We start from the raw sequence: 12,134 nt of genomic DNA, 5'->3' as shown, positions 1-12,134 counted from the left end.
CCCGGCGCCCTTCGTCGATCGGTCCTCCGGCCCGGGTTCCCCGCCGTGCGTCGTGCGCCGTCCGCTGTTCGATCGTCGGATGCGGTGGCGGGGCGCCGGGCGAAGTCGTCAGGACTGCCGGTCGGCGGCGAGGCGGTGGAGCGTTTCGAGCACGTCGTCGAGCCAGGCGAGGGTCATCCGCTCGTACTCGATGCCGCCGCGCAGCACCACGTGCTGGAGCTCCTGGCGGGTGTCGAGCGAGGTGAGGTCGGGGAAGTCGCGCTGTTCGCCGTGCAGGTAGCGGGCGAGCAGGGCGGCGTGTCCCTCGCGGTGCCGTTCGACCTCGGAGATCAGGGCGGCCGGGTCGTCGAAGGCGGCGGCGCGGATCTTGACCGCGAGCTCGTGGCGGACGGTCTCCGGTTCGACCGGTTCGCGCAGCCAGCCGGCCAGTGCGGCCCGGCCGGGCTCGGCGGCCGAGTAGACCTTCTTGTCCGGTCTGCCGTCCTGGGCGACCTCCTCGGCGGCGACCCAGCCGTCGGCCTCCATGCGTCGCAGCACCCGGTAGATCTGCTGGTGGGTGGCGGTCCAGAAACGGCCGATGGAGCGGTCGAACCGCCGGGCCAGCTCGTAGCCGGAGCCGGGCTGCTCCAGGAGGGATACGAGGATCGCGTGCTCCAGTGCCATGCCCGCATCCTGCTATGCAACGAGTTGCATAGGCAATGGGGCCTCGGGCCGGTGAGACGCAGGTCACCGGCGTGATCGGATGGTTATCGATCATTTCGGACAATCAGGTACAAAGCGTTAGATAAGAGCCAGAATGGGTACGGGGCAAGCGCCTTCCATGTTCCGAACCGTAGGAGGTGGTATCGGTGTCTACCCAGATCCCGATGGGCATGGAACACCACCCGGACATCGTGGAACTCCGGGAACACTACGAGCGGGTCACCTCGACCCCCCGGGCCCAGGGCGTGGAGGCCCTGGCCGTACTGGCCGGTCTCTTCCTGGCCGCGTCGCCGTGGATCGTCGGCTTCACCGCGTTCAGCACCCTGACCGTCACCTGTCTGATCGTCGGCCTGGCCTACTGCCTGCTGATGGCGGGCTACGGATCGGCCTACGAGCGCACGCACGCGAGGGCCTGGGCGGCCACCGCGCTCGGCGCGTGGACGATCATCTCCCCCTGGGTCGTCTCCGGGTCGGTCGCGCACGGCAAGAACATCGTCACCTGCGTCATCGTCGGCGCCGTGATGTTCCTGCTCGGACTCGCGGCGATCTCGATGGCCACGATCACGTCGAACGGAGCTGCGATGCGGCTCGGCCGGGCCGGCCGAGCGAAGGACTGATCCTCCCCTCGTCGGGGTCCGGGGCGCGGAGGACGGAACCGACCTCCGCGCCCCGGCATGCGCCGCCCGCCGCACCGGCGGGCGGCGCGCCGCGTCGGGGGCGGGTCAGGGGCGGGTCATCCGCAGCACGTCCAGGGCCTCGTCGAGCTGCTCCGCGGTGAGCGCGCCCCGCTCCAGGTAGCCGCGTTCCAGGACGACCTGGCGGATCGTCTTGCGCTCCGCGAGGGCCTGCTTGGCGACCTTGGCGGCCTCCTCGTACCCGATGTACCGGTTCAGCGGCGTCACCACCGAGGGCGAGGACTCCGCGTACTCGCGGGCCCGTTCGACGTTGGCGGTGATGCCGTCCACCGTCCGGTCCGCCAGCAGCCGGGCGCTGTTGGCCAGTAGTCGCACCGACTCCAGTACGTTGCGGGCGATCACCGGGAGCATCACGTTCAGCTCGAAGTTGCCGCTCGCGCCGGCCAACGTCACCGTCGCGTCGTTGCCGACCACCTGCGCGGCGACCATCAGCACCACCTCGGGCAGCACCGGGTTCACCTTGCCCGGCATGATCGACGAACCGGGCTGCAGATCAGGCAGGTTGATCTCGCCGAGGCCGGTGCGCGGCCCGGAGCCCATCCACCGCAGGTCGTTCGCGATCTTCGTGAACCCGACCGCCACCGTGCGCAGTTGGCCGCTCAGCTCGACCAGGGCGTCGCGCGCGCCCTGCGCCTCGAAGTGGTCCCTGGCCTCGGTCAGCGGCAGCTCCGTGGCGCGGGCCACCTCCTCGATGACCGCGGCCGGGAAACCGGGCGGGGTGTTGATGCCCGTGCCCACCGCCGTGCCGCCGAGCGGGAGTTCGGCCACCCGGGGGAGCGTGGCCAGCAGCCGCTCGCGGCCGTGCCGCACCTGGGCCGCGTAGCCGCCGAACTCCTGGCCGAGGGTGACGGGCGTGGCGTCCATCAGGTGCGTCCGGCCGGACTTGACCACCTGAGCGAACTCGGCGGCCTTGCGCTCCAGGGCCTCCGCCAGGTGCTCCAGTGCCGGGATCAGGTCGTGGGTGACGGCGGCGGTCGCGGCGATGTGGATCGACGACGGGAACACGTCGTTGGACGACTGACTGGCGTTGACGTGGTCGTTCGGGTGGACCGGCCGGCCCAGCCGCTCCGTCGCCAGGGTCGCGATCACCTCGTTGGTGTTCATGTTGGACGAGGTGCCCGACCCGGTCTGGAACACGTCCACCGGGAACTCGCCGTCCCAGCGCCCCTCGGCGACCTCCTCGGCCGCCGCCGCGATCGCCGCCGCGGTCTCCTCGTCGAGGACGCCGAGGCGGGCGTTCACCCGGGCCGCCGCCGCCTTGATCCGGGCCAGGGCCGCGATGTGCGCACGTTCCAGCCGCTGACCGGACACCGGGAAGTTCTCCACGGCCCGCTGGGTCTGCGCCTGCCACTTCGCGGCGGCCGGCACCCGCACCTCGCCCATCGAGTCGTGCTCGATCCGGAACGCGGACCCGCCCTGCCGGCGGTCGTCCTGCCGCTCCACCTGCTCGTCACCCATCGCGCGCTGCACCTCCTGAACGGGCCGGTCCGGCCCCCGGGCTGTCTTCGATCACCACAGCCGCGCGCGGGCCCCGGGTATTTCCGACGGTGCCCGGGACCGTCCGGGCGGCCGAATCCGCCAGGGCGCGCCCCGGGGGCCCCGCCGTCGTCCGGCAGGGTCATGATCACTCGAACGGATGAATACTCGCGTGGAGCGCTTCAAACGGCCGTGCGCCGCTTCGTACGCTCCTGCCGGGCCACCGCGACACGGTTGGCCATGACGAGGGGGGCGGACGGATGACGACGACGGGGCGCGACGGGGCTGCGGGGGCGAACGCGGGTGGGGGCGCGAACGCCGATTCGTGCGGAGGCGTGAACGCGGGCGTGAACCCGGGCACGGGCGTGAACCCGGGCTTGAGCGCGGAGACCGCGGACCCGAGCGCGGACGCGGCCCGCCGGGGTCGGGCCGACGCGCGGGGCGCGGCCCGGGCGGCCGGTGGGGGAGCCGGCCTCACCCGGCGGCAGCTGCTCGGCGCCTCCGCCGCCCTCGGCGGCGCGGCCTGGCTGCTGCGCGGCACCGTCGGCCCGGACAGCGCCGGGGCCTCGACCCCGGCACCGCCCGGACTGCCCGCCGGCACCGAGCTGTACCAGCGGGTGTTCCAGAACTGGTCCGGGGAGATCCGCACCGACCAGCTGTGGACCTGCGCGCCGCGCACCCCCGAGGAGGTCCCGGCCCTGGCGGACTGGGCTCACGCCAACGGCTGGCGGCTGCGCGCCACCGGCTACCGGCACACCTGGGCGCCGCTCACCGTCGCCGACGGCACGCCCGGAAGCGCCCGTGTCCTGCTGCTGGACACCAGCCGCCACCTCACCGCGATCACCGCCGACTCGCCGACCACCGTGCGCGCCCAGACCGGCGCCACCATGGAGGACCTGCTGGCCCACCTGGCCGGCCGTGGACTCGGCCTGACCGCCTGCCCGGCCCCCGGCGAACTCACCGTCGGCGGCGTGCTCGCCATCGGCGGCCACGGCACCGCCGTCCCCGCCACCGGCGAACTCCGGCCGGACGGGCAGGGTTACGGATCGGTCAGCAACCAGGTCGTCCGGCTCACCGCCGTCGTCCTCGACCCGGCCGCCGGCCGCTACGCGCTGCGCACCTTCGACCGTGCCGAGGCCGACACGGCCGCCTTCCTGGTGCACCTGGGCCGGGCCTTCCTCACCGAAGTCGTGCTGCGGGCCGGCGCCGACCGCCCGCTGCGCTGCGTCAGCCGCCTCGACATCCCGGCGAGCGAACTCTTCGCCCGACCCGGAACCGCCGGTGGTGCCGGTGGTGCCGGTGCCGGTGCCGGTGGCGGGTCCGGCTCCGGTTCCGGGAGTGGCGGCGGACTGCTCGGCGGTGTCCTCGGCGGCCTCCTCGGCGAAGGCGGCGGGCCCCGCACCTTCGCCGAGTTCGTCGAACGCGACGGCCGCGCCGAGGCGATCTGGTTCGCCTACACCGACTACCCGTGGCTCAAGACCTGGAGCGTCACCCCCGCCAAGCCGCTCGCCTCCCGAGCCGTCGACGAGCCCTACAACTACCCCTTCTCGGACATCGTTCCGGAGCCCGTGGCGCGGCTGGCCGGCCAGATCGTCGCCGGCGCCTGGGGATCGGCCCCGCTCTTCGGCCAACTCCAGTACCTGATCGCCAAGGTGGCGCTCACCGGCGACCTCACCGACGTCCTGCTCTCCGGCGGAGTCCTGCGGGACCTGTTCTCCGGCGACCTGCTCACCCACCTGCTCGCCGGCGGCCTGCGGTCCGACCTCTGGGGTCCTTCGCGCACCCTGCTGCAGTACGTCCGCCCCACCACCCTGCGGGTCACCGCGAACGGGTACGCCGTCCTCGCGCGGCGCGCCGACCTGCAGTGGGTTGTCAGCGAATTCGCCTCCTACTACCGGCAGTTGCTCGCCGAGTACCAGTCCCGCGGCGAGTTCCCGGTGAACGGCGCGGTGGAGATCCGGGCCACCGGCCTGGACGACCCAGGCGCGGTCGGGGTGCCGGGGGCGCGCCCGCCGCTGCTGTCCGCGCTGCGCCCGCGGCCGGACCGGCCGGAGTGGGACACCGCCGTCTGGCTCGACGTCCTCGCCTTCCCCGGCACTCCCGGCCTGGAGCGCTTCGCCCGGGACCTGGAGCAGTGGCTGCTGCGCACCTTCGACGGCACCCGGGCGGGCCTGCGGGTCGAGTGGTCCAAGGGCTGGGCCTACACGGCCGGGGCGGCCTGGTCCGATCCGGACGTGCTCGGCCGGGTCATCCCCGCCAGCCTGCGCGACGGCGGTGGGCCCGGCTGGGACGAGGCGGTCGCCGTCCTGGACCGCCACGACCCGCACCGGGTGTTCGGGAACCCGTTCCTGGACGGCCTGTTGAAGTGACCTGGCCGGCCGGCCGGCTGGCCGGCTGGGTGGTCGGACGGCTGGTCGGCCGGTGCGGGCGGGCCTCGCAAGGGCTCCTCCCGAGGATCCCTGCCGGACGGGCAGTGGTGGCGAATCGTCAGATGTGCTCCATCACGATCACCGCGAGGGTGTCCGGTGCCAGTGCGCGGAAGACGTGCGGGGCGTCGCCCGGGTAGCTCACGTAGTCGCCCGGGCCCAGTTCGACGGGTGCCTCGGTCGGGCCGACCAGCGCCCGGCCGGAGCCGATCATCACGTGTTCGACGGTGCCGGGCATGTGCGGGTCGGAGGCCCGGGTCTCGCCCGGCTGGGCCTCGATCCGGTAGATGTCGCGGCGGGCGTTCGGCGGGCACGAGGACAACACGGTGGCTGCGTAGTCGGCGCGCTCGGAGTGCGTCACCGGACCCTCGCCGGCCCGGATCACCTTGACCGCCGGCCGGGGCGGATCGACCAGGCGGCTGAACGGGACGTTCAGGGCGACGCCGAGCGCCCAGAGCGTCTCCACGCTCGGATTTCCGGCGCCCGACTCCAGCTGCGAGAGCGTCGACTTGGCGATGCCCGCACGCCGCGCCAGCTCGGCCATCGACAGCCCGCTGCGCTCGCGTTCGCGCCGGATCGACGCGGCGATCAGGCTGATCAGCTCCACGCCCGAGCCCGCGGGCGGGGCGGTCCGGTCACTCATGCTTGCCACTCGCGCATTCTCCCTGGCTCCTTCTGCCGCTCCGGCTGGTGCCGTTCATGCTGCCACTGTCGACGGCGGCTGCCTCCGGCACCTGCGTTCGCTCTGTCGGTTCATTCGTTCGGCTTGACGAACCCGGCCGGGTGGGTTCACTCTGATGGACATGCGTTCGCTCCTCCGAACACTGGAGCATGCCACCCTCCGTGACATCGCTCTGGTCTGCCTGGCCGACGCCCTCGTCGGCGCCTCCTTCGGCGCGATCAGCGTCTCCGGCGGCCTGCCCCTGTGGGTGCCGATCGCCCTCTCCGTCCTCGTCTTCGCCGGCGGATCCCAGTTCGCGGCCGTCGGTGTGGTGCTCTCCGGCGGCGGCGCGCTCGCCGCGGTCGCCACCGGGCTGGTGCTCAACGCCCGGCTCCTGCCCTTCGGCTTCACCGTGGCCGACGCGCTCGAAGGCCCCCTGTGGCGGCGGCTGTTCGGGGCCCAGCTGATCACCGACGAGAGTGCCGCCTTCGTCCTGCGCCAGGGCGACGGGCGCCGGCGCCGGGCCGCGTTCTGGCTCTGTGGCGTCGCGCTGTACCTGGTGTGGAACGTCTCGGTGCTGCTCGGGGCCCTCGCCGGCGGGCTGATCGGCGACACGGACGCGCTGGGACTCGACGCGGCCTTCCCTGCCGTCCTGCTCGCACTCGTCCTGCCCTCGCTCGCCGACCGCCGCACCCGCACCGCGGCCGTCGTGGGCGCCGTCGTGGCCGTCGCCGCCACGCCGTTCGTCCCGGCGGGGCTGCCCGTCCTGCTCGCCCTGGTGGGGCTGCTGTTCGCCGGAGGGCCCGGAGCCCCCGGTGTGTCGGAGGTCGGGGGGTCGGAGGCCGGTGCGTCGGAGTCGGTGGTGCCGACGGCGCCGGGCGGGGCCTCGGGTGGGGCGTCAGGCGGGGTGCCGGCGGTGGCGGCGAACGTCGGCGCGGCCGAGAAGGAGGAAGTCCGATGATGCCGCTGTACGCCGTCCTGCTGTTGGCCGTCGGGACGTACGCCTTCCGTCTGGCCGGGCCGCTCCTCGGCCACCGGCTCGCACTCTCGGAGCGTCTGCGGCACCTGCTCGCCGTGGCGGCGGCCGTCCTCTTGGTCGCTCTGGTGGCGACCGGGGCCCTGACGCAGGGGCACGGCTTCGCGGGCGTGGCCCGTCCGGCCGGTGTGCTGGTCGCCGGAGTGCTCGCGCTTCGCCGGGCTCCGTTTCCGCTGGTGGTCGTCGCGGGGGCGGCGACGACGGCGCTGCTCCGGCTGTGCGGGGTCGCGTGACGGACTGCGCGGACCGGGAGGCGTGACGGTCGCACGCGCCCGGGCGGGCTTCGACGAGCCCGACAGCGAACGGATGACGGCGAACAGCGAACAGATGACAGATGACAGATTTCGAAATCTGAAATCTGTCATCTGTTCGCCGTCATCCGTTCGCCGTCATCCGTCATCCGTCAGCTGACCGCGGGACCACCGCCCAGGGCTTTGAAGAAGATCGTCGTCGGATGCGGGACGCCGGCGGGATCGGTCGCGTAGTCCGGTACCGAGCCGACCCTGGTCCAGCCGCCCGCCTCGTACATCCGCTCCGCCGGGCTGCCCGTCTCGGTGTCCAGCACCAGCAGTCGCAGCCCCAACTCGCCCGCCTGCTCCTCCAGGGCCGCCAGCAGCCGCCCGGCGAGCCGTTGCCCGCGGTGCTCCGGATGCACCATCAGCTTGGCGACCTCGCCGCGGTGCCGGCCGTTCGCCGTCGCCGCGGGCCGCAGCTGGACCGTCCCGGCGAGCCGCCCGCCGTCCACCGCCCGGACCGTCCACAGCAGCAGCCGTCCGGTCTCGAGGTCCGGGGCGAGCGCCCGCCACCACGCGACGGCCTCGGCCTGCCCCAGCGGTGCGAGGAACCCGAGCGAGGCGCCGCCGCGGACGGTGTCCGCCAGCAGCGCGGCCAGCTCCTCCGCCGCACCGGGCAGTTCCTCCGCCGTCACCCGGCCGACCGCGTACCGCACGCCGCCCACCCCGCCGGCGGAACCGTTGCCGTCGCCGCCCGCGGTGCCACCGACGGGGCCGCCCCGCCGGCCGTGTTCCGCGCCCGCGGGCCTGCCGCCGTCCATGTCGCTTTCCTCACTCGTTCGCGCCCGCCCGCCGCCCTCCCGGGTGCGGAATACTCGCCGGTACTCCGCCGAGACTACAAGGAGCTTCAATGACGAAGCCGACCCGGATCGACCCGTCCGACCTGCTCGCCGTCGGCGACCTCCTCTCCGACGAGGAGCGGCTGATCCGCGACACCGTCCGCCGGTTCACCGAGGAACGGATCCGCCCGCACATCGGCGACTGGTTCGAGCGCGGCGTCTTCCCGGCCCGCGAGCTGGCCCCCGAGCTCGGCGCCCTCGGCGTGCTCGGGATGCACCTCGACGGTTACGGCTGCGCCGGCGCCGGGGCGGTCGCGTACGGGGTCGCCTGTATGGAGCTGGAGGCCGCGGACTCGGGGCTGCGCAGCTTCGTCTCCGTCCAGGGCTCGCTCGCGATGCGGTCGATCCACGCGTTCGGCTCCGAGGAGCAGAAGCAGCGGTGGCTGCCCGGGATGGCCGCCGGTGAGCTGATCGGCTGCTTCGGCCTCACCGAGCCCGACTTCGGGTCGGACCCGGCCAACATGCGCACCCGGGCGGTGCGCAAGGGCGGCGACTGGGTGCTGTCGGGCAGCAAGATGTGGATCACCAACGGCAGCATCTCCGACGTCGCCGTCGTCTGGGCGCAGACCGAGGAGGGTGTGCGGGGCTTCCTGGTCGAGCGCGGAGCCCGTGGTCTGACCGCCACCGACGTGCACGGCAAGCTCTCCCTGCGCGCCTCGGTGACCAGCGAACTCGCCTTCGACGAGGTGGTCCTGCCGGCCGACGCCGTCCTGCCCGGCGTCACCGGTCTGCGCGGGCCGCTCTCCTCCCTCAACGAGGCCCGCTACGGCATCCTCTGGGGCACCGTCGGCGCCGCCCGCGACTGCTACACCGCGGCCCTCGACTACGCGAAGTCCCGGATCCAGTTCGACCGCCCGATCGCCGGCTTCCAGCTCACCCAGCAGAAGCTCGTCGAGATGATGCTGGAGGTCGAGAAGGCCTACCTGGTCGCCCTGCGGATCGGCCGGCTCAAGGAGGAGGGCGCCGCCCGCCCGCCGCACATCAGCTTCGGCAAGCTGAACAACGTCCGCACCGCGCTGGAGATCGCCCGCAGCGCCCGGACGGTCCTCGGAGCCAACGGCATCACCACCGAGTACCCGGTCCTCCGGCACGCCAACAACCTGGAGTCGGTGCTCACCTACGAGGGCACCAGCGAGATCCACACCCTGGTGCTGGGCGAGACCATCACCGGCGAGTCCGCGTACCGCTGACCCGGCGCCGGCCGTCCCGGGTGCCGGGGTACTCCGGCGCCCGGTGCGCCTCTGGTACGCCTTCGGGGCGCGCCTCGGCGTCCGCGGTCCGCCCAGGCCGCTGGGGAACCCGGCCGCTGGGAACCCGGTCGCCGGGAAATCCGGTGGCCGGGTCCGCCGTGGCCCGGCTACCGTCCCGGCCATGGAGAACCGGCCCACCACGAGCGGCACCGCCCCGACCACCACCCTCTGGCGCCCGACCGGCCCCGAGGAACTGGCCCTGGTCGAGGCGTCCGGCCGGCGTGCCTGGCCGCCCCGGCTGCCCGAGCAGCCGATCTTCTACCCCGTCCTCAACGAGGACTACGCGATCCGCATCGCCCGCGACTGGAACGTCCCGGCCTCCGGCGTCGGCTACGTGACCCGCTTCGAGGTCGACACCGCCTTCCTCGCCCGCTACCCCGTGCAGCAGGCGGGCGGCCGGACGATCCTGGAACTCTGGGTGCCGGCCGAGGAGTTGGCCGAGTTCAACCGGAACATCGTCGGCCGCATCGAGGTCGTCCACACGTTCCACCCCCAGCCGTGACGGGCCGCTCCGTGACGAGTCGGGCGGTGACGGGCCAAGCGGCGGCGGGCCGCTCCGTGACGGGCCGCTCCGTGACGGGCCGGGCTACGGCGGGCCAGACCGGGCCCGGCCGCGTGCTGCTCACCTCCGCCCAGCGGACCAGCACCACCGCCCTGCTCGTCGAGGCCGCCGCCGGGCGGGGTCTGGCCACCGCCGTCCTCGACGGCCCCGCGACCGTCGAGCGCCTCGCCGGGCGACCCCTCCACTGGTACGGCGGCCCGTTCGCGGCCGCCCGGGTCGCCGGCCCGCTCGGCCTCGCCCTGCTCGAACCCGAGGACGACTGGCTCACCCGCCTGCCCGCGGAGTACACCCGCCGCCGGATCGAACTCACCACCCTCGCCGAGGCGTGGGCGCTGCGCCGTCCGGCGTTCGTCAAGCCACCCGCCGACAAGTCGATCCCGCCCGCCGTCTACCCGGACGGCACCCGGCTGCCGCGCACCGGTGACCGGATCGGCCCCGACACGCCCGTCCTGGTCAGCGAGCCGGTGACCTTCGCCGCCGAGTACCGGCTGTTCGTCCGCGACGGCGAGGTGCTCACCGGCAGCCGCTACGCCCGCTTCGGACGGCTCGACCCCGCACCGCTGGACGCCGGGGCGACCGCCTTCGCCCGGCGCCTGCTCGCCGACGTCGGCGAGACCCTGCCGAGCGCGGTCGTCCTGGACGTCGGCCCGATCGCCGACCCCTACGACCCGGCCGTGCACTGGGCCGTCGTCGAGGCGAACATGCCGTGGTTCGCGCACTGCTACGCCGCCGACCCGGACCGCGTCCTGGACGTGGTGCTGCGCGCGGCCGGACCGGCCGCGGAACTCGCCGCGGCCGACCGCCGGTTCGTCCGTACCGCCGCCTGGCACCTGGCGGACACCCGGCGTTCGGCAGGCGGACGCCCGGCGGTACGGCGGGAGGTGAAACATGGCGCGGTCGGCGGCGCCCTCGGCGGGCGCGGCCGGGTGTGCACGACCGAAAGGAAGCCCCGCCATGTCCGCTGCCCAGTGGCCCCGCCCCCGTGTGCTCGTCGTCGGGATCGACGGTGTCCGCCACGACTACCTGGAGCACGTGCCGATGCCCCGGCTCCAGGAGGTCGCCGAGGCCGGCTTCCTGGTGCCGGTCACCGTCGCGGACACCACGCCCACCATGTCCGGACCGTGCTGGGCCACCATCGTCACCGGGGTCGAGCCCGCCAAGCACGGCGTCTGGGGCAACCACCTCGCGGGCAACCGGCTCGACGTCTTCCCCGACTTCGCGACCCGGCTCGCCCGCGGTGACCGCCGCCGCACCTTCGTCGCGGCCGGCTGGGACCCTCTGGCGATCAACCAGTCCGGCGGCCCGCTGTTCCGCGCCCCCGGCCGGCTCTCCTACATATCCCCGGCGGAGGACACCCCCGAGGCATGGGAGACCGTCGACGAGGAGGTCACCCGGGAGGCCGTCCACGTCCTGTCCACCGCCGACCCGGAGGCCTCCTTCGTCTACCTCGGCGCCGTCGACGAGACCGCCCACTTCCTCGGCTGCGGCGAGGAGTACCGCGCGGCCATGCGCACCGCGGACGCGCGCCTCGGCCGGCTGCTCGACGCCGTCCGCGGCCGGGCGACCCACGCCGACGAGCAGTGGACCGTCATCGTCGTCACCGACCACGGGCACGTCGACGCAGGCGGGCACGGCGGCCGCACCCCCGAGGAGCGCACCGCCTGGGTCGCCTGCGCCGGGCACGACGTCCCGGCCGGTCCGCCCACCGGGGAGATCCGCCACCCGGACGTCGCCGCCCAGGTGTACGCCTCCCTGCTGCGCCCCATCGACCCGCACTGGACCCTCGACGGCCGGCCCTTCCCGCTCGCCCGACCGGTGTCCGCGGCCCCCGCGGCCCCCGCGGAGCCCGTGACGCCCGTGACGCAAGCGGAGCCCGTGACGGTCTGAGTGGGGCGGCACCCCGCCCCACCCCTCAGTCCGCCCCGGACGGAGCCTCAGACCGGCCCGCCGGAACGACCCGGACGCCACCTCAGAAACCCCGCGCCGCCCCCCGGGTGCAGCACACCGGGCTGCGCCGGAGCCGCACCTGAGTGACGCTCGATCGGGGCCCCGGCAAGGCCCGACCGCCGCAGGACACCACCACGAGGGCGGCCTACCCCTGAGACCCGGCCGCCGGACATACCTCTGAAGGTGGAGACCGTACCCCGTGGGATGGAGGCGAGATCTCGACCTGGTGGTGACGCTCCGGCCGGGC

General features: G+C 74.1%; 11 protein-coding genes and 1 pseudogene. 8 read left to right on the top strand and 4 right to left on the bottom strand.

The annotated features are described in order from the left end of the window. Nucleotides 1-108 precede the first annotated feature (108 nt). On the bottom strand, nucleotides 109-663 hold the full coding sequence (locus ACIRS1_RS01700) for a PadR family transcriptional regulator (RefSeq protein WP_360205261.1): 555 nt from the start codon (nucleotides 661-663) through the stop codon (nucleotides 109-111). A gap of 185 nt (nucleotides 664-848) precedes the next feature. Here ACIRS1_RS01700 and ACIRS1_RS01695 point away from each other — a divergent pair, with 185 nt between their 5' ends. Beyond that, nucleotides 849-1,319: an SPW repeat protein gene (locus ACIRS1_RS01695; RefSeq protein ID WP_360205264.1), complete on the top strand. Its 471-nt coding sequence runs from the start codon at nucleotides 849-851 to the stop codon at nucleotides 1,317-1,319. Nucleotides 1,320-1,424: 105 nt separating this feature from the next. Here the strand turns inward: ACIRS1_RS01695 and ACIRS1_RS01690 are convergent, their stop codons facing one another. Next, nucleotides 1,425-2,855 carry a class II fumarate hydratase gene (locus tag ACIRS1_RS01690; protein WP_402835996.1) on the bottom strand — a complete coding sequence of 477 codons (1,431 nt, stop codon included), beginning with the start codon at nucleotides 2,853-2,855 and terminating at the stop codon, nucleotides 1,425-1,427. 395 nt (nucleotides 2,856-3,250) lie between these two features. On the opposite strand from ACIRS1_RS01690, the gene ACIRS1_RS01685 reads away from it, so the two are divergent. Then, nucleotides 3,251-5,242 (top strand): cholesterol oxidase substrate-binding domain-containing protein, encoded by a 1,992-nt coding sequence (locus ACIRS1_RS01685; protein WP_402835994.1) that lies wholly within the window; start codon nucleotides 3,251-3,253, stop codon nucleotides 5,240-5,242. 118 nt (nucleotides 5,243-5,360) lie between these two features. On the opposite strand, the gene ACIRS1_RS01680 is transcribed toward ACIRS1_RS01685, so the two are convergent. After that, nucleotides 5,361-5,942, bottom strand: coding sequence for an XRE family transcriptional regulator (locus ACIRS1_RS01680; protein WP_360205464.1), 582 nt, complete (start codon nucleotides 5,940-5,942; stop codon nucleotides 5,361-5,363). Between the two features lie 160 nt (nucleotides 5,943-6,102). Here ACIRS1_RS01680 and ACIRS1_RS01675 point away from each other — a divergent pair, with 160 nt between their 5' ends. Both ACIRS1_RS01675 and ACIRS1_RS01670 read left to right on the top strand, forming a co-directional pair. Further along, nucleotides 6,103-6,921, top strand: a complete 819-nt coding sequence (locus tag ACIRS1_RS01675; protein ID WP_402835992.1) for an AzlC family ABC transporter permease — start codon at nucleotides 6,103-6,105, stop codon at nucleotides 6,919-6,921. Beyond that, nucleotides 6,921-7,229 carry an AzlD domain-containing protein gene (locus ACIRS1_RS01670; RefSeq protein WP_402836301.1) on the top strand — a complete coding sequence of 103 codons (309 nt, stop codon included), beginning with the start codon at nucleotides 6,921-6,923 and terminating at the stop codon, nucleotides 7,227-7,229. The genes ACIRS1_RS01675 and ACIRS1_RS01670 overlap by 1 nt, the downstream gene beginning before the upstream one ends. 170 nt (nucleotides 7,230-7,399) lie before the next feature. On the opposite strand, the gene ACIRS1_RS01665 is transcribed toward ACIRS1_RS01670, so the two are convergent. After that, entirely contained in the window at nucleotides 7,400-8,050 is a 651-nt protein-coding gene (locus tag ACIRS1_RS01665; protein WP_402835990.1) for a GNAT family N-acetyltransferase, read from the bottom strand. 89 nt (nucleotides 8,051-8,139) lie between these two features. Between ACIRS1_RS01665 and ACIRS1_RS01660 the strand changes: the two genes are divergently transcribed. The 4 genes and pseudogenes from ACIRS1_RS01660 to ACIRS1_RS01645 all read left to right on the top strand — a co-directional run bounded on the left by ACIRS1_RS01660 (nucleotide 8,140) and on the right by ACIRS1_RS01645 (nucleotide 11,827). After that, complete coding sequence (locus ACIRS1_RS01660; protein ID WP_387896882.1) at nucleotides 8,140-9,318, top strand: acyl-CoA dehydrogenase family protein; 1,179 nt, start codon at nucleotides 8,140-8,142, stop codon at nucleotides 9,316-9,318. A 181-nt stretch (nucleotides 9,319-9,499) separates the two neighbouring features. Further along, entirely contained in the window at nucleotides 9,500-9,880 is a 381-nt protein-coding gene (locus tag ACIRS1_RS01655) for an ADP-ribosylation/crystallin J1 (protein ID WP_402835988.1), read from the top strand. Then, a pseudogene (locus tag ACIRS1_RS01650) lies at nucleotides 9,877-10,683 on the top strand (ATP-grasp domain-containing protein); the annotation flags it as partial. The gene ACIRS1_RS01655 and the pseudogene ACIRS1_RS01650, both read left to right, overlap by 4 nt. Before the next feature lie 211 nt (nucleotides 10,684-10,894). Beyond that, nucleotides 10,895-11,827, top strand: coding sequence for an alkaline phosphatase family protein (locus tag ACIRS1_RS01645; RefSeq protein ID WP_402835986.1), 933 nt, complete (start codon nucleotides 10,895-10,897; stop codon nucleotides 11,825-11,827). Nucleotides 11,828-12,134: the final 307 nt, after the last annotated feature.

Source organism: Kitasatospora sp. NPDC101176 (assembly GCF_044768035.1).
GTDB lineage: Bacteria > Actinomycetota > Actinomycetes > Streptomycetales > Streptomycetaceae > Kitasatospora.
The sequence above is the reverse complement of the archived record's forward strand: the minus strand, read 5'-3'. Positions and strand labels throughout refer to the sequence as shown.